The sequence below is a fragment of the Marinobacter sp. AN1 genome, assembly GCF_026013985.1.
GTDB lineage: Bacteria > Pseudomonadota > Gammaproteobacteria > Pseudomonadales > Oleiphilaceae > Marinobacter > Marinobacter segnicrescens.
Genome location: NZ_CP110342.1, coordinates 1,809,647 through 1,825,105, shown reverse-complemented (window position 1 = coordinate 1,825,105; position 15,459 = coordinate 1,809,647). Strand labels below are relative to the sequence as shown.

The 15,459-nt window shown below is 56.3% G+C and carries 17 protein-coding genes; 4 read left to right on the top strand and 13 right to left on the bottom strand.

Annotated features, from left to right (window positions below; genetic code table 11):
- Nucleotides 1-63: 63 nt before the first annotated feature.
- Nucleotides 64-489, top strand: a complete 426-nt coding sequence (locus LJ360_RS08365; protein ID WP_264995826.1) for a hypothetical protein — start codon at nucleotides 64-66, stop codon at nucleotides 487-489.
- 6 nt (nucleotides 490-495) lie between these two features.
- On the opposite strand, the gene LJ360_RS08360 is transcribed toward LJ360_RS08365, so the two are convergent.
- From LJ360_RS08360 to LJ360_RS08330, 7 genes are read right to left on the bottom strand one after another with little or no spacing between them, the layout of a single operon-like run.
- A complete protein-coding gene (locus tag LJ360_RS08360; protein ID WP_264995825.1) occupies nucleotides 496-1,407 on the bottom strand; it encodes a sensor histidine kinase in 912 nt (303 codons plus the stop codon).
- Nucleotides 1,377-1,784, bottom strand: coding sequence for a hypothetical protein (locus LJ360_RS08355; RefSeq protein ID WP_264995824.1), 408 nt, complete (start codon nucleotides 1,782-1,784; stop codon nucleotides 1,377-1,379). Before LJ360_RS08355 ends, LJ360_RS08360 begins: the two co-directional genes overlap by 31 nt.
- Nucleotides 1,781-2,503 carry a response regulator transcription factor gene (locus tag LJ360_RS08350; protein WP_091855134.1) on the bottom strand — a complete coding sequence of 241 codons (723 nt, stop codon included), beginning with the start codon at nucleotides 2,501-2,503 and terminating at the stop codon, nucleotides 1,781-1,783. The genes LJ360_RS08355 and LJ360_RS08350 overlap by 4 nt, the downstream gene beginning before the upstream one ends.
- The gene (locus LJ360_RS08345) at nucleotides 2,493-2,942 is read right to left on the bottom strand and encodes a hypothetical protein (protein ID WP_264995823.1); all 450 of its coding nucleotides are present in this window, start codon (nucleotides 2,940-2,942) and stop codon (nucleotides 2,493-2,495) included. Before LJ360_RS08345 ends, LJ360_RS08350 begins: the two co-directional genes overlap by 11 nt.
- 20 nt (nucleotides 2,943-2,962) lie before the next feature.
- On the bottom strand, nucleotides 2,963-3,988 hold the full coding sequence (locus LJ360_RS08340; protein ID WP_264995822.1) for an ArnT family glycosyltransferase: 1,026 nt from the start codon (nucleotides 3,986-3,988) through the stop codon (nucleotides 2,963-2,965).
- Nucleotides 3,972-5,000 (bottom strand): glycosyltransferase family 2 protein, encoded by a 1,029-nt coding sequence (locus tag LJ360_RS08335; protein ID WP_264995821.1) that lies wholly within the window; start codon nucleotides 4,998-5,000, stop codon nucleotides 3,972-3,974. Before LJ360_RS08335 ends, LJ360_RS08340 begins: the two co-directional genes overlap by 17 nt.
- On the bottom strand, nucleotides 4,984-5,547 hold the full coding sequence (locus LJ360_RS08330) for a GtrA family protein (RefSeq protein ID WP_264995820.1): 564 nt from the start codon (nucleotides 5,545-5,547) through the stop codon (nucleotides 4,984-4,986). Before LJ360_RS08330 ends, LJ360_RS08335 begins: the two co-directional genes overlap by 17 nt.
- A gap of 184 nt (nucleotides 5,548-5,731) precedes the next feature.
- Here LJ360_RS08330 and LJ360_RS08325 point away from each other — a divergent pair, with 184 nt between their 5' ends.
- Nucleotides 5,732-6,424, top strand: coding sequence for a VIT family protein (locus LJ360_RS08325; RefSeq protein ID WP_264995819.1), 693 nt, complete (start codon nucleotides 5,732-5,734; stop codon nucleotides 6,422-6,424).
- Nucleotides 6,425-6,439: 15 nt separating this feature from the next.
- Here the strand turns inward: LJ360_RS08325 and LJ360_RS08320 are convergent, their stop codons facing one another.
- The 4 genes from LJ360_RS08320 to LJ360_RS08305 all read right to left on the bottom strand — a co-directional run bounded on the left by LJ360_RS08320 (nucleotide 6,440) and on the right by LJ360_RS08305 (nucleotide 10,972).
- On the bottom strand, nucleotides 6,440-8,656 hold the full coding sequence (locus tag LJ360_RS08320; RefSeq protein WP_264995818.1) for a PepSY domain-containing protein: 2,217 nt from the start codon (nucleotides 8,654-8,656) through the stop codon (nucleotides 6,440-6,442).
- A 19-nt stretch (nucleotides 8,657-8,675) separates the two neighbouring features.
- Nucleotides 8,676-9,149 carry a DUF2271 domain-containing protein gene (locus LJ360_RS08315; protein WP_091849731.1) on the bottom strand — a complete coding sequence of 158 codons (474 nt, stop codon included), beginning with the start codon at nucleotides 9,147-9,149 and terminating at the stop codon, nucleotides 8,676-8,678.
- Nucleotides 9,150-9,204: 55 nt separating this feature from the next.
- Nucleotides 9,205-9,591 (bottom strand): PepSY domain-containing protein, encoded by a 387-nt coding sequence (locus LJ360_RS08310; protein WP_091849729.1) that lies wholly within the window; start codon nucleotides 9,589-9,591, stop codon nucleotides 9,205-9,207.
- A 76-nt stretch (nucleotides 9,592-9,667) separates the two neighbouring features.
- Nucleotides 9,668-10,972, bottom strand: a complete 1,305-nt coding sequence (locus LJ360_RS08305) for a ferric reductase-like transmembrane domain-containing protein (RefSeq protein ID WP_264995817.1) — start codon at nucleotides 10,970-10,972, stop codon at nucleotides 9,668-9,670.
- A gap of 167 nt (nucleotides 10,973-11,139) precedes the next feature.
- Between LJ360_RS08305 and LJ360_RS08300 the strand changes: the two genes are divergently transcribed.
- Both LJ360_RS08300 and LJ360_RS08295 read left to right on the top strand, forming a co-directional pair.
- On the top strand, nucleotides 11,140-11,805 hold the full coding sequence (locus tag LJ360_RS08300) for a response regulator transcription factor (RefSeq protein WP_091849778.1): 666 nt from the start codon (nucleotides 11,140-11,142) through the stop codon (nucleotides 11,803-11,805).
- Nucleotides 11,795-13,114 (top strand): ATP-binding protein, encoded by a 1,320-nt coding sequence (locus LJ360_RS08295; protein WP_091849725.1) that lies wholly within the window; start codon nucleotides 11,795-11,797, stop codon nucleotides 13,112-13,114. The genes LJ360_RS08300 and LJ360_RS08295 overlap by 11 nt, the downstream gene beginning before the upstream one ends.
- Before the next feature lie 270 nt (nucleotides 13,115-13,384).
- Here LJ360_RS08295 and LJ360_RS08290 read toward each other — a convergent pair whose 3' ends face one another.
- Nucleotides 13,385-14,278, bottom strand: coding sequence for an HAD-IC family P-type ATPase (locus LJ360_RS08290; protein WP_264995816.1), 894 nt, complete (start codon nucleotides 14,276-14,278; stop codon nucleotides 13,385-13,387).
- Complete coding sequence (locus LJ360_RS08285; protein ID WP_264995815.1) at nucleotides 14,254-15,450, bottom strand: HAD-IC family P-type ATPase; 1,197 nt, start codon at nucleotides 15,448-15,450, stop codon at nucleotides 14,254-14,256. The genes LJ360_RS08290 and LJ360_RS08285 overlap by 25 nt, the downstream gene beginning before the upstream one ends.
- Nucleotides 15,451-15,459: the final 9 nt, after the last annotated feature.

Below are 15,459 nucleotides of genomic sequence, written 5' to 3'. Positions count from 1 at the left end.
GCCTGGTTGACAAAGCTCTGGCCCATGCCCTCCTGCCATTGAGACTGTACAGTAACCGCTCATATGGACTACCTACCCACCAACAAGGGTCCGATGATGATTAAATTGAATGCCACATTAGCGGTGTTCTTTCTGGGAGTGGCGGTCGTCAGCCAGACCCCGGCGTTCGCCAGTGAGGGTAGTTCAACCAAGGATGCCGAGGAGCAATACCTATACCACCCAAAGCACCAGCAGACTAACTTCGACACGGACGTTACGCCTCTGCACCCTGGTTCGCTACAAGGATTCGACTGCATGGACCAGAACGGCGATGGCTATTTGACGATTAAGGAACTCAGCCGCCGGAATGATTGCGTTGAAGATGCCAGCGATAGAGGCCTGGAGTCTTCAACCCGAACAACGCTGATCCTCGATCACCTGGATGCCGACCGGGACCTGAAGGTGAGCAAACGGGAATTCAGCATCTGGAATGAAATGCAGAAACAGTAAAACTGATCACCCCCGGTTGCCGATCTCAATCATGAACTCGGTGCCCCGGTCATCTGACTGTGTAACCTGGAGCCCCCAGCCGAGCCGTTCACAGACCAACCGGACAATGAGCAAACCGAAGGTTGTATTGTTGAGTTGGTCTGCTCTGGGCAAGCCGCCGCCGGTTGCACGCGAGACCCTCAGTTTTTTTACCACTGCGTCAGGAAGACCTGAACCAAAATCCTTTACCAGAATCCCGTTCGACAGCATATGCACCTCAACAGGTGACCTGGTATGGCGCAGCGCATTCTGCAACAGGTTGCGCATTAGCATACGCACCAATACGGGATAGGTTCTGACTCTCACATCCGGATTATCTTCAAATAGCGTAATGCGCCCAGCCTGGTCGGGATGCCCATGCTCCAGATCGTCAATAGTGGCCCGGACGATCTCACTCACCTTAACCATCCTGGAGCCTTCGCTCGAAGCCTCGCTGCGGGCAAGCTCCAGCAGAACATCCATGTCGTCGCGCATGGTCTGCATGGCCCTGCGCAGGCGGGCCAGGGTCTTCTGATCAGCTTCCGACAGGTTTTGGCGTTGCTCCAGCACATTGAGTGCTCCATTCATCACCGCCAGGGGCGTACGCATTTCATGACTGGCCAGCTTTACAAAGGATTTCTCTCTCTCAATGTGGTGCTCTAGCTCTGAGAGAAAGCGGTTGAAAGCCTCGGCGATGTCGCAAAATTCCTGATCGCGATAACTCGTGTTGATTCGCGGCACCGACGTTCCAGGTACCGCACCCAGCACCTCACGGGTCAATTTTCTGAACGGACGCACCAGATAGCGGGCACTCCCACGAGCAATAAAATAGCCGATCAGGAGCATACCAGCCGCCACGCTGATCAGGATCAGCTGAACCAGGAACTCACGATTCTCCATGATGGTAATATCCTGGGCCAGGAAGAGTTTTCCATTGGGTTCCTCAAGTCGTTCACCGACAATAAGCAGGGTCGTCTCGCCGACTTCGATTTCCCGGGAAATGGCAGGGTGCGTGCTTGGAAATACGTCGGCAGCACCGCCTCAGTCTCTCCCTCAGGCAGGAATACGGCTTCCAGCCGTGCCGTTTTTACAGGCTGGAATTCATCGTTGCGAAGCCGCTCCTTGAAATACTCAGCGTCCGCTTTCAGTTCAAGATCCAGAATGGTGTCTTCTACATCATCGACAAACTGCTCAACAATGAATATGGACACCGCCGCAGTGGCGGCAATAAGTAGAAACAGGGTTCGGGTGAGCCTGGCCGTCAACGAGGACTTCATGATGTCGTCCGGTCGCCATCTTCGGGAGACTCCAGACGATACCCCCGCCCATGAACCGTTTTCACCAATCCGTTGCCAAGGTCTGCCGCCAACGATTTTCGAAGCGTGTAGATATGGGTACGCAGACTGTTACCCTCGGCATCCCCGTAGCGGGCACCCCCCCATAAGGCATCGCTGAGCGCCGTATGACTGAGAAAATTCGGGTAAGCTCGTATCAGCAATTCGAATAACCGGGACGACGTGCCGGAAAGCGTGGTTTTCATTCCACGCAGTTCGACTTCCAGGGTGCCAGGGTTGAACCGGATCTCCCCAGCCTGAAGAACCGGCTTCATCGGTGAATGGCGCCGGTGAAGCGCCTCGATTCTCAACTGGAGTTCCCGCAATTCAAACGGTTTTACGAGATAATCGTCCGCACCGCACTCAAAGCCTTTTTCCTTGTCGTTGAGCGCACTGAGGGAGGTCATCAGAATGATGGGGGTCTGACACTGCAGGTCCTGTCGGATACGACGGCAAACATCGAAGCCATTCACGCCCGGCAGCATCAGGTCGAGTACGATGACGTCGTAGCTCTCGGTGGCCAGTAGGTGTAAGGCAGTCAGACCATCAGCCGCGAAATCAAGCGAATAGCGGTCCTCACCCAGGAACTCGAAAAGATTCTCCGCAAGGTCCACCTGATCTTCCACGACCAGTAGCCTTAGAGGCGGCCTGTTAGCTGTCATTCAATAGGGCTCCATCAGCACTCGACGCCGATTGCAGTTTTCGAACAGGGGTCTCTATAGCGAGTAACTGGTAGCGGCGGTTCCTGAGAACCTTGTCAGCTGACGACGATAGCACCGCGATTTCCCGGTCCGACCAGTCTTCGGGAACAGCTACATAGAATCGTCGTACTCCATCGCGCTGCCGCAGTTCCTTCCAATCGTCCTCCGAAATTTCCATAGCCGTTCCGCGCGAGTAATATCTGGCCGAGAATGGCAGATCATCCAGGTAGAGCAATGGGCTGTCGCCAGGCTCTCTGACCTGCAGGTAATAGCTTACCAGTTCTTTTTCCGTCTTGAACGGTTTCAGGCCTACCGTAGTCAGCCCCACGAAAACAGTCAGCAGCACGGGCACCAATCCCACCAACAGCGGCCTCATTGCGAAAAGTCTTGCGGAATCCATGTCTGAAATCCAACGACCGATCAGCATGGCTGTAAATGGCAAGGATGGCAGCACATAGGTCCAGAGCGTGTTACCCGCGGGGGTAAAAACAGCATTGGCGCCAGCGCACTGACAAAAAGAAAGCAGGAGCCAGGATGTGACAGCGGCAGCCGAATGCGACCTGTCCCTCGACCACCGAGCCAGCCGGCAATCACGCCCACCAGTGCAACAATTCCCCAGGGGAACGATGCCCACAACCAGAACAACCAGATCATACCTTTGGGCTGATCGTGAGCACTGCCGTACAGATCGCCGGTCCATCCGGGATCCAGGAAGCGGCGAATATGCTCCCCTACGATAAAATAATCCAGAAACCCGGGTGTCTTGAGTTCAGCCAGCAGATACCAGGGGCCAGCCAGAAACGCCGTCAGTAAAGCCCCCCTCCACCACGGAAATTTTCGCAGGCTGGCGGCCTCGTGTTTGAAAAGGAGCAACCACAAAACGATTGGAATACCGACCAGTACGACTGCCAGCGGGCCCTTGGACAGTAGCCCGATCACCAGTCCGATGAAGAAAAGCCAGCGCCAGGGGCCGTCCTCTCCCGACATCACCAGACAGAAGCTGACCAGTGTTAGCGTCGTGCCCAGGGCCAGGAACGAATCGGTCATCACGGCACCGGCACTGATGTAGGTCAGCGCCATGGTGGCGAACACCAGGCTACTCCACAGTGCCGCCTGGACATTCCAGAGCTGCTTCGCCAGCCGCCAGACCAGCCAGACCATCGCCAAGGTTGTCAGCCAGGACGGCAGGCGCAATGAAAACTCCGAGAGGCCGAACACCTTGATGGCCAACGCCTGGGCCCAGAAAGACAACGGTGGTTTGCCCCAGAAAGGCACACCCGGCTCAAACCAGGGGGTGATCCAGTCACCGGTTTCGGCCATCAGGCGGGCAATTTCCGCGTAGCGAGGTTCGGTGGTATCGGCAAAAGGGAACAGCGCCATGCCGATAAGGCGGCTGACCAGGACCGCTGCCAACGCCAGGAACCAGATGTCAAATCGCTTTGACATGACGCGCCTCCGCCAGCCGCGTATTTAAGGGCTGACTGACACCAACCGGACTTTCCAGCACCTCCTCGGCCAGGTAGACCGGTCGCTGCTTCGTTTCCAGATAGGTTTTACCGACATACTCCCCGACAATACCGATGCTCAGTAGCTGGATGCCACCGAGAAAGCTGATGATGGCAACCAGTGACGGATAGCCGCTGGTTGCATCGCCCAGCATCATGGCCTTGATCACGATCCAGAGCCCGAACAGGGCTCCAACACTCGCGGCAAACAACCCGATGGCGGTCGCCCAGCGCAATGGTGAGACGGAAAATGAGGTCAGACCCTCCAGCGCCAGGCCAACCAGTCCGGGGTAATCCCACTTCGTTTCTCCGGCAGCCCGGGGTTCCCGGTCATACTGGATGACACGGGTCGGCAGGCCGATCCAGGCAAACAGTCCTTTCATGTACCGGTTACGTTCGTTCAGAGTCAGTATCGCGTCTACGGCCTTACGGCTCATCAACCGGAAATCGCCGGTATCCACGGGAATATCGGTCCGGCTGGTCCGGTTCAGCAACCGGTAAAAGAAGTGCGCGCTCCAGCGTTTGACCACGGTTTCCCCAGCTCTGGAACGACGCTGCATCAACACAACGTCTGCCCCGGACTGCCAGGATTCGATCATGGCGGGGATCTGCTCAGGCGGATCCTGCAGGTCCGCATCGAGAACGATCACCGCGTCGCCCCTGGCATGCTCCAGCCCTGCCGTTACCGCCGCCTCCTTGCCGAAATTCCGACTCAGTTTGACCAGGCGGAGGCCTGGCGTTCGCTTTATCTCATTACGAACATAACCAGCGCTGCCATCCTCACTGCCATCGTCCACGAACACAATTTCGTGACGCAGGTTGACCGCGGCAAGCACGGGCAGTACCCGGTCAAAAAACAGCGGCAGCATGGCTCGCTCGTTATACACAGGTACCACCAGGGAGATAAGGCGGTCATCTGGCGGCACGACGTGGACATCAAGGGATTTGTTCATAAAACACCAGCCTCTTGTAGACGATGTAATTCAGAGCAGCTACGAGACCTGTCGTGACAAGCTGCGAGAGCGTGACCGGCAAGGTAAGAATGTGATGTAGCAGGTAGAAAAAAGCGAGATTGCAAAGCCAGGCGCAAATGCAGGACACCAGGTAGCGCCAGGCGGTCAGGCGGTGAGGGCCTGCATTGCGGAATGCCAGACGACGCTGGAGCCCATAATTCATAACTGCACCGGACAGGCTTCCGCTTGCGGTGGCCAGCATGGCATCAACCCCCGCGCCGGTCAGAGCCGCCATGACAAACCAGTGGAATAGTGTGGCAAGGCCACCGGCAGCAATGAATCCTTGCAACTGAACGGTTAAAAGTTTGCTCATAAGGGAAACAGCCACAATGACAACCGGCAGCTCCGGCCCGACCTGATGAATCGATAGATTAGCCAATCCGGTGTCATGGCTTTGTCGGCGTTTCATCAGGAAAATGTCAAAGCAGTGGATGTATGAGAGAGGTTCGATCTGACTGTTGCGGTGTCTTATGCAATGCTTGGTCAAGATCCCGCTTCACCAGGAATAGTGCGATTGCTCTGGGCACTGCTCACCGGGATAGCTATCTTTTACCTAGTCATGCAAACATGAAGCACCCGGACAGGCTTGAATCATTTACTACTCAAGCTCCGGAACATTGGTAAAACTGATCATCAACCGTCGACTCAGTGAAGATGATGGGATCCCCGCGATGAAACATAAGGAACAGCACAAAACCCACCGGACAGGTTGGCTCCGAGCCGCCGTACTCGGTGCAAATGACGGCATTGTCTCCACCGCGAGCCTTGTTCTTGGCGTTGCTGCCACGGGCGCAAGCGCCGAAAACATCCTGGTTGCCGGTGTCGCGGGGCTCGTCGCCGGTGCCATGTCCATGGCCGCCGGAGAGTATGTCTCGGTCAGCTCTCAGGCCGACACCGAACGCGCTGATTTAAGGCGAGAACAAACGGAGTTGGAGAATAACCCGGAGTCTGAACAGGCAGAATTGACGGCGATATACATCAAGCGCGGGCTGGATGCGGAGCTGGCCTCTACGGTTGCCAGTCAGTTGATGGAACATGATGCGCTTGGCGCACATGCACGGGACGAGCTGGGCATTTCCGAGGCCCTGGCTGCACGCCCGGTGCATGCAGCTTTGGCATCAGCTGGCACCTTTGCCGTGGGCGCTGCCCTGCCCTTGCTGATGGTTCTGATCGTTCCGGCGTCTCTGGTTATGTCGGCGGTCTCAGTCAGTTCACTAATATTTCTGGCGTTACTGGGTTCGTTATCAGCGAAGGCGGGCGGCGCCCCGGCATTTCTGGCCGCCCGACGCGTCACCTTCTGGGGCGCATTGGCCATGGCGCTCACAGCTGGAGTAGGGACGCTCTTCGGGGTGGTTGCTGGTTGAAGAGGAAGGGGCCCTTCAGTAAACATCTTCCAGATATCGACCATCCGCTCTGAGCGCTTCCACATCGGTTGCCAGCGGCTTCAGAATCTCATCAATGACCTGCTTTACCCCTGCGGCCATATCCTTGCCACCGCATACCAGAATCTGGGCACCGGCGTTCACCATCTGGCGCACCGCCGACTCATCCTGTTTTAGCTTATCCTGAACATAAGCCCGTTCGTCCGACCGGGAAAATACCGTATTCAGCGCCGTCAGCCGATGGTCATCCAGATAACGACCCAGTTCCGGCTGGTAGAGAAAATCCGATTGCGAACTACGCCCGCCCCAATACAGGTACATGGGATTGCGACTGGCATTCTTCCTGATAAAACCGGCCAGTGGCCCAATCCCGGCACCGGCGCCAATCAATATCACCGGGTTGCTACCGGTTGCCGGTCGGAAGCCCGGGTTATGGCGAATGAAGCTACTGATTCGATTGCCTGGCTTCAACTCATACAAATAGCCGGAGCAAAGCCCTCGAGGCTGCTTGCGCACGCATATCTCCACAACACCGTCTGTGGCAGAGGAAGCCAATGAGTAAAACCGCGGAGCCTGCCCGTTCGGGGGCACAACGCCGAGCAGGTCACCGGCTTCAAATGAAGGTGCCTTACGGTTGCCGGGCACATACCTTCTCCATCCGCCCTGCTCAACCACTTTGAAACGCAGGATGCTGGTAGGCGCCTCCACAGAGAGGCCATAATCCGCCCGCTCTACTAATTCCAACTCTACCGAGGCTGGCGGCAACGGGTTGTAATCCAACCCAAGCGGTGTCCCGATAGTCTCACCGATTTTGTCTCCCCATTTGCTGAATTGTGAAGTGGAGCACCGATCAATCCGCTCAATGCTGTGCAGACGCTTCAGCCCTTTACCAGCGAGCGCCTTATCCACATCTACCGCAAATTTGCAGAAGTTGGGAAACTGGCGGTCACCAAAGCCCAGTACCGCGAAAGTCAGGGCTTTGCCGGGGCGGAAATTATCAAGCCTGGCCATAAAGCGCCGGGCCGAGGCGGGTGCATCGCCATCACCGTAAGTGGAGGTCAGCACGAAAAGCCTGGAGGCCTGTGGATAATGCTCGGCCAGGGCATTCATCTCACTACAATGCACCTTGAATCCCACCTTGCCCAGACTGGCATGCAGTTCCCGGGCAAAGCCCCGGGTGGTGTTCCCTTCAGAGCCTACCAGGATAACTGTATCCGCCCGGGCGGCACCGATATTGTCAGGCAACTTCCCTGACGAGCGGCGGCGTTGCCACCAGATGGTTATTCCGGTCACCGAAAGTACCGGCACGATCAGTGCGGCAGCCCCGAGAAACAGGCCCAGCCACCATAACCCCTCGCCAGTGTGCAAACTCACAATCCACTGCTGCACCACGCTGCCCTTAGCTAGTGGCTGATACTGCAGCAACTCGCCCGTAGCCTGATCCACAAAACCAGAGCCGCCGGAAGTTGTCAGGGAATAAACATCCTGTGGGTCACCGGGATAGGGAAACACCAGTTCACGAAGTCCGCCAAGATCAACATTACCGAGCGCTTTCAAACTACCCACCGGGGCAGGTTGTCCGCCCGAGACCTCAGCCGGAAACCTCGGCCCGATTTCGGGCGCTTCCGGCAGCAAACCAAAGCGCTGAGCCGACATAAAGGTGCCGGTCAGAGCCGATAACAACAAGCCCAGTACGGCAAACCGGGCTAGCTCGGCATGAATTCGTTTACTGCCAGAGCCGGAAAGCGGCCTTAACAAATTCGCCCAGCCACCGGTACGTCGGGCCAGCAAAAACATTCCTGAAATACACAGAATAAGCATAAAAACAGCGAGTACTCCGGCCATCGCCCTTCCAGCATCATCCAGCATAAACGCGCGATGCAGGTCCTTGACCCAGCCGAAAAAAGCCGAGGACTCGTAGGGTGCAATGCCCTCACCAGTCAGTGGGTTAACCAGGTCCGCACCGGCCTGGCCATCTCGGCTGTAATAAACGATGACGTTGCCGGAAGAGGTCCGGACAATCTGTTCGGTCTGCGGGTAATGGGCAACTATCCGGCCAGCCAGCTCGGCAACACTGACTTGGCCGGCACCTGGAATGACCGCGGAGGCTCTATCGAGCGCAGGTGCCAAAGCCAACACAGCACCCGTAACTGAGAGGACTATCAGAAACAGCCCTGCAAACAGGCCCGGTAAGCCGTGAAACTTGCGCAACATGGTGTTAACTCCTGCCGGCTTATTGAAGATCGTAGGTGAGAGAGCGCACATACCCGCGCCCGGAAACCGGCTTGCCCGAACCTTCCGTGGTCAGAGGGGCCACGACATCTGCCCTGATATCGCGCATATCCTCAACGGCAGAGTCAACCCGGACCTCATAGCCGTTGTCGATCAACGAATCATCCAGGTTCAGTGTAATTTTAAGGGTGCGGCCACTGGTGACACTGGCACCGGTCAGGCCATCATACTCCGCCGGATTTAGTCCACTGCCGCGGGCCCAGCCACCCAAGTGCTTGTAGTATTTTGATTTTTTACCCGAAACCCAAAGGGTGCCCTGGTACTCGCCGGCCGCATCCGTAAGATACAGAGCCAGATAGGCTCCATCGCCGTTGTAACTCTGTAACTCGGTCGTGAATGTCACGTCACGGGCCTGGGCGTAAGCGGGTAAAGCCAGAGCGGTGAAAAGACTGAAAGCCAGAACGAACTTTTTCATAACTTGTCTCCGATAAACCGGCGTAATACTGAAACAAAAGGACAGAATCGCCCCTTTACTCAACGGTGACTGTCGGGCGACCCTTGACGATACCGTTGCCTGGAATTTGTCTTCTGGCGTTGTCCTGACCATTCTTTCCGGACCATTTGCCGGGGTCCTGGTCATCATCGTCTGCTTCTTCGCGTTCCCAGCTCATCATCATCAGTGAAGCAGGGGCGAAAGAAGCCTCTGCCCTAACGCCATTGGAATCAAATCCCTTGACTTCATAGCAGCCGTCATCGACTTTGATTCTGTGCACGGTCCAGCCTTCCGCTTCCAGCTTTTCACGAAGATTTTCACGGGGCTGCCAATTAGCTACGGGGTCATCGCAGTCATCATCGGCCAGAGCAGTGCCGCTCATAAGCAGCAAAGAAAGGCTCAGAACAATGGGTTTGGTTTTCATGGTGTTTCTCCTACCGGTTGCGTTACATTCACTCTACGACGCTAACCTGACAGTACCCTGAACAAACCAGGCCTTATCAGCGGAACTGGAAGGCTTCTTTATGGAAGCGAGTCAGGCGGAAGGGTGCACCCCTCAAGCCTTTTCGGATAGCTTGCCCCAGGCCTGTCGGACCGCAGAACCAGACCTCTGCAGCTGACCTGCTATTGGTGGACAGCTTATCTGCTGACAACGCCTGCCCCTTGCTACTATCGTGAATCTCGAGATTAATGCCGGAAAAGTCACTGCAAAGCACCCGGAGTCGATCCACCATCGGATCCTGGTCTGCGTTGCGCGTGCAGTAATGCAGATCTGCCTCAGGCACGGTGGCGGTGCAGCCGTCCAGCTCATCAAGCCAGGCCAGGAACGGCGTTACCCCGATGCCCCCGGCTATCCAGACCTGGTGGGACTTGCGGTTGCGTCGGTCGAAGTTAAAACGGCCGTAGGGGCCTTCAATCTTCACTGTTTGACCCACGCTGATTTTTTGGCTGAGATTGCGGGTATAGTCACCAAGGGATTTGATAAGAAACGTGACGGTGCCATTTGCCCGATCCGCACTGGCAAGGGTGAACGGGTGCGCCCCCTCCATACTGTCAAAGGTCACAAAAGCAAACTGTCCCGCACGATGTCCGCGCCATGCCGGCCCCATGTGGCAGGTAACCTCGGTAACATCCCGGGCCGGGGTCTTGATCGCTGTGACCCTGCCGCAAAGCTGGCGACGCCGGCCGACTCTACCAGCCAGGGAAAGCCCGCTGGCAATGCTGCCGCCCAGGAGAAGAATAGCCATCAGCACACCGATTGGCTGCTGCCACCATTGCAACGGAGTGAGCCACGCCGCATGGAAAGCAAGTAACAGATAAAGCACTGGTGTGCCGCGATGCAGATAGCGCCAATATTTGTAAGGGAACTTGCGCCACAGGGTAATAACCAGCATTGCAAACAACAGATAAACGGCGAATTCGCCTACCTCTTCCGCGGCATCGCGCATGGCGTCGATAAACCCGGAATAATCCTGGTCGAACTTACCGGCCTCACCGAAAATTGACTCTATGACATCGTCGCCCATTTCAATCAGCCAGTGAGCTGCGGCGAATACCACGGCCAGGATGCCGGCCCATTTGTGAGTCAGGTAGATCTGGTCCAGCCCGCCCAGTGGTCGTTCCAGCCAAACCGGGCGCAGCGCCAGCATCATGGCCAGTGACATGAAGGCAATGGATAACAACCCACTGAGCAGTAAGCCCTGGTCGTAGACCGTCCAAGGGGAGCCGGCTCCCGGGCCCGCAGAGAGATTCCAGGCCCACATGCCTGAAACCAACGCAAGGAAAGGCAAAATTATCCGCATCATGAAATCTCCTGCGACCGACACCTGAAATATTCTGAGCAAGGCTACCCCCCGAACCTGACAGCCAGCTGAACGCCGGCGCAGAGCTATAACAGCCTTTATAGCCATTCAGGCTGTTGTCAGGTTCCGGCTGTAGTATCTTGACCCCAATGCGGGATCAGAGGTGGGTTATGCGGGTACTGTTGGTGGAAGATACGGAGGGATTGGGTGAAGCCGTTCGGGATCAGATCGCAGACGACGGCCACGCGGTGGACTGGGTGCAAACGCTTGGCTTTGCAGAAGCAAGTGTTCAGACCACAACCTACGACCTGATTCTGCTAGACCTAATGTTGCCCGACGGCCATGGTTTCGGCTTTTTACGGAGGCTAAGGGCAGCTGGAATAACAACGCCTGTGATTATTCTTACCGCCAGGGATCAGGTGTCTGACCGAATAGAGGGGCTGAATGCCGGCGCCGACGACTATCTGGTAAAACCCTTTGATCTTTCCGAACTGTCAGCCCGTGTGGCTGCAGTAGCCCGAAGGTACCGGGGTGACCCGAACCCTGTCATACGTTTGGGTGAGCTGGAGGTCGATCTTCGCGACCATCGAATCCATCGCAGCGGACTGCCGATAGAACTCACGGCCCGGGAATGGGCCTTATTCGAGGGCTTTATCCAACGGCCTGGAATGCTACTATCCCGATCGCAACTGGAGGACCGCCTTTACGCCTTCGGAGCCGAGATCGAAAGCAATACGATTGAGGTTTATATCAGTCGCTTGCGAAAAAAACTGGGGCGGGACACGATCGTCACCGTTAGGGGAATGGGCTATCGCCTGGACACTCATGGCCACTAGAAACAGCCTGCAAAAAACTCTCGGTATTGGCCTGACTCTGGGCGTCACCCTGCTCTGGCTGCTGGGCGTTACCGCTTCCGGACTTGTGGCACAGCATGAAATGGATGAGGTCTTTGACAGCGCCCTGGAAGAAACCGCCCAGCGCATACTGCCGTTGGCCGTCACCGACATCCTGAACCGGGAGAATGGCAACGGCAGCCAACGCGCGCCCGCCCTGAAAGATCACGACGAGTATCTGACTTATCTGGTACGAGACGCACAGGGCAATCTCCTGTTGCGCTCCCACGACGCCAACCCTGAGGTTTTTGGCACAACACCCAAAGAGGGGTTTTCAAGCACGCCGACACACCGGCTATATGGCGTGTCGGCGGTCAGTAACACAATCTTTCTGGAAGTGGCTGAACCCCTCGCGCATCGGAGGGAATCTGCACTGGAGGCCGGGCTAGCCTTGCTCTTTCCTCTGATAGTGCTGGTGCCGGTCAGCCTAATGGGTGTCTGGTGGATCGTCCGGCTGTCCCTTCGCAGGGTCGTCGATTTTCAACGAGGCATTGAATCCCGCGGCGCGGGAGATCTTTCCCCTGTTGCAGAGGATAAGTTACCCCGCGAATTTCAACCGATCGCAGTTGCCGTCAACCGGCTGCTCGACCGATTGCACCGTGCGCTTGAGTCAGAACGAAGTTTTACCGCCAACAGTGCCCATGAATTGCGAACTCCACTCGCAACAGCACTCGCCAAAGTGCAGCGACTGAAAATCAGGATATCCGATGATCAAGTCAAAAAGGATGTTACGGAAATTGAAGAGGCTTTGCGTAGCCTGTCGATGTTGTCTGGAAAGCTGCTGGAACTGGCGAAAGCGGAAGGCGGCGGCGCACTTTCACAAAACCAACACGATCTTGTGCCCATACTCGCAATGATTGCCTCGGATCTTGAGGAGCAGGCGCCCGGACGAATCGTGACATCGATGCCGGAAAATGAAGTGAATTCCTTCATTGATCCCGATGCTTTCGCCATTCTTGTACGTAACCTTATCGAGAACGCACTCAAGCATGGCTCCCCGAACGAGCCAGTGGAAGTCAGCCTGTGTGAAGATGGCAGGCTGATCGTGCGAAATGGCGGCCACACAATTTCACCGGAACAGCTCAAGTTGTTGCGGAACCGATTTGAACGCTCGAATACCAATACCTCCGGTTCTGGTCTTGGCCTGGCCATTGCCGACGCGATTGCCGAAGGTGCCGGCATGACCTTGTATTTACGATCGCCGGCAACCGGCCGGCAGGACGGTTTTGAAGCCGAGCTTGTTGCTGAGTGAAACCTTCACTTACTCTCAGCTGTGTGATCTGTCACAACTCAATGTCACGCCAATGCTCAGCCACCTAATAAGCCTTGTGCAAAATAACCGGTAGCAAAAGCCAATCCTTCAGCGGCATTACCCATCAAAGGTGTGCAAGGTCCCGGTCGCGACACTGGTACGCCGTAGACTGCGTTCTTTAGCATGCCGGTAGCTAAAAACACTATCCCCGCCAGGCCAGGACTCGCCATGAATTGTTTTCAATATAGATAAAGAGCTGAGAAGAACAGGTCAGTCCGTTCCATCTCCGCCAAGGCGTGCACTCGCCCATTGATCGTAGACAACCGGGAGAGCAATGAAGACTCCACTTAGTCCAGCAATGAGCCAGTCGTCGAAATGCAATGGGCGCAGTGCCAGTAGCGTCGAAAGCATCGGCACCTGAATGAAAATCAAGGCCGAGAGAAGGGCCCCCGCCATGACTACTGATGCCGCGATACCACGAAACCTGCTCAATGCCGCAGTAAGACCCGCACCAGCGAATATCAGTACGGCGAGTGCCATTGCTCTCGCATGCTCGATGTCGCGCCCTAAACCCAGGCTTCGAGCATAACTCCAGTAGACCAACACCGTGACAAGTAATCCGGTAAAGCCGATGATGACCGTCTGACGAGCATCAAAAAAATGCTTCACGCGTCTTGATGGGTGGGATCGAAGGGAATCATGTTGGGCGGCATTCTGAAAAACCAGTAGCGCCGTCGGGTGAATAATCAACTCAAGCCAGACAATGTGGATCGGCAAGTAGAGAATCGGGAAACCCATCAACGGAATCAACGCGGCAGTCAGAACAAGCGGGATGTGAATCATAAGCAGGTATTGATAACTCTGCTGAAGATTATTGAAGAGCTGCCGCCCCTCCGCGATTGCATCCACAATGGTTCGGAAATTGTCGTCCATCAGCACGATGGAAGCCACTTCCCTCGCTGCGCGTGTCCCCCGCTCCCCCATTGCAATGCCAATATCGGCGCACTTCAGTGCTGGCACGTCGTTCACGCCGTCCCCCGTTACTGCAACGAGTTCTCCCTGGGCTTGCAGATGCTGCACCAATGCGTGCTTTTGTGCTGGAATGGCGCGGGCGACCACATCGACAGCACGTATGCCTGTTACATCGTTGTTCGCCAGGCGCATGCGAGCACCTTGTGACCTTCCGCTGCAAGCTGGCCTACCTGTGTTTGCCAACTGGTCATTTCGGTCGTTGATACAGTACACATGGAAAGCACTGTCTCCGGCGCCCCCTTAACCAGGGCCATTGCCTTGCCCTGTTGCTCAACAACCGTGGTCTCACGTTTCCGAGCCTCTGTGAACGGAAAACTGGCGAGGACTGTTGGCTCATCGTCACAGCCGGAGGCTTGAAACAGGGCATCGTCCAGTGGGTCACCAGAGTCGCGACGTGACGCCAGACAGGCCATCGTCAGCAAACGTTCGCGAGAGCTACCTTCGACCGGGAGCGGATGAGCCAGGGTAAGCTTGCCTTCGGTGAGGGTTCCGGTCTTGTCACAACAGATGGTCGTGACCCTCCCGATGTTTTCAACAGCAACCGCCTGCCTGACAAGGGCCTTACGCTTGGCGAGGCGATAAACGCCAACCCCCAGGAAAAATGTCAGAACAACAGGAAATTCTTCTGGAAGGGCTGCCACTGCCAACGTCACTGCGCTGACAAAGGCGTCGAGCCAACCATGTCCCTGATAAACACGAACAGCCGCCAGGAGTACGCAAAAAGCAATCGAAACGAGCAGCAGGTTTCCTACCAGGCGCGCCACAGCATGCTGTAGCGGTGTGCGCCCATGGCGGCCAGCCAGGGCGGTATGTACGATCTCACCGTATAATGTTTCCCGACCGGTAAATACAACCCGAAGGTAGGCGTTGCCAGTAAGCATACGGGTTCCCGCAAACCCCCAGGCCGAATCATCGAGGGCCATATCCTTACCGGGAACCCAGCTCGAGCAAGCCGCTACCTTGCGCACCGGGTAGGCTTCCCCGGTCAGCGCCGATTCATCAACCTGCGCCGATTCAACAGAGACTAACAGACCATCCGCCGGGAATGGCTGGCCACCGGAGACCTCCACCAGGTCGCCGGGCACCAGCTCCCTCGCGTCGACTACCTCCCTCTGCCCTTGCCGTACAACGGTGGCCCGTGCAGCCAACAGGTCGGCTAGCGTGGCGGTGGAAGCCTGGGTGCGACGGTGCAAGTATGCGTCCATGCAAAGAAAAGGAATCAGCGCAATCGCCAGCACCAGCGATTCAGTACGGCTACCGGTCAGAAAAAAAAGGATGCTCGTGCCCAGCAGAAACCACAGCATCGGATCCCG

Bases quoted from the DNA above. Each gene is read 5' to 3' on its own strand.
- LJ360_RS08365 (WP_264995826.1), top strand. From the start codon at position 64: ATGGACTACCTACCCACCAACAAGGGTCCGATGATGATTAAATTGAAT.
- LJ360_RS08360 (WP_264995825.1), bottom strand. From the start codon at position 1,407: ATGGAGAATCGTGAGTTCCTGGTTCAGCTGATCCTGATCAGCGTGGCG.
- LJ360_RS08355 (WP_264995824.1), bottom strand. From the start codon at position 1,784: ATGAAGTCCTCGTTGACGGCCAGGCTCACCCGAACCCTGTTTCTACTT.
- LJ360_RS08350 (WP_091855134.1), bottom strand. From the start codon at position 2,503: ATGACAGCTAACAGGCCGCCTCTAAGGCTACTGGTCGTGGAAGATCAG.
- LJ360_RS08345 (WP_264995823.1), bottom strand. From the start codon at position 2,942: ATGGATTCCGCAAGACTTTTCGCAATGAGGCCGCTGTTGGTGGGATTG.
- LJ360_RS08340 (WP_264995822.1), bottom strand. From the start codon at position 3,988: ATGTCAAAGCGATTTGACATCTGGTTCCTGGCGTTGGCAGCGGTCCTG.
- LJ360_RS08335 (WP_264995821.1), bottom strand. From the start codon at position 5,000: ATGAACAAATCCCTTGATGTCCACGTCGTGCCGCCAGATGACCGCCTT.
- LJ360_RS08325 (WP_264995819.1), top strand. From the start codon at position 5,732: ATGAAACATAAGGAACAGCACAAAACCCACCGGACAGGTTGGCTCCGA.
- LJ360_RS08320 (WP_264995818.1), bottom strand. From the start codon at position 8,656: ATGTTGCGCAAGTTTCACGGCTTACCGGGCCTGTTTGCAGGGCTGTTT.
- LJ360_RS08315 (WP_091849731.1), bottom strand. From the start codon at position 9,149: ATGAAAAAGTTCGTTCTGGCTTTCAGTCTTTTCACCGCTCTGGCTTTA.
- LJ360_RS08310 (WP_091849729.1), bottom strand. From the start codon at position 9,591: ATGAAAACCAAACCCATTGTTCTGAGCCTTTCTTTGCTGCTTATGAGC.
- LJ360_RS08305 (WP_264995817.1), bottom strand. From the start codon at position 10,972: ATGATGCGGATAATTTTGCCTTTCCTTGCGTTGGTTTCAGGCATGTGG.
- LJ360_RS08300 (WP_091849778.1), top strand. From the start codon at position 11,140: ATGCGGGTACTGTTGGTGGAAGATACGGAGGGATTGGGTGAAGCCGTT.
- LJ360_RS08295 (WP_091849725.1), top strand. From the start codon at position 11,795: ATGGCCACTAGAAACAGCCTGCAAAAAACTCTCGGTATTGGCCTGACT.
- LJ360_RS08290 (WP_264995816.1), bottom strand. From the start codon at position 14,278: ATGCGCCTGGCGAACAACGATGTAACAGGCATACGTGCTGTCGATGTG.
- LJ360_RS08285 (WP_264995815.1), bottom strand. From the start codon at position 15,450: ATGCTGTGGTTTCTGCTGGGCACGAGCATCCTTTTTTTTCTGACCGGT.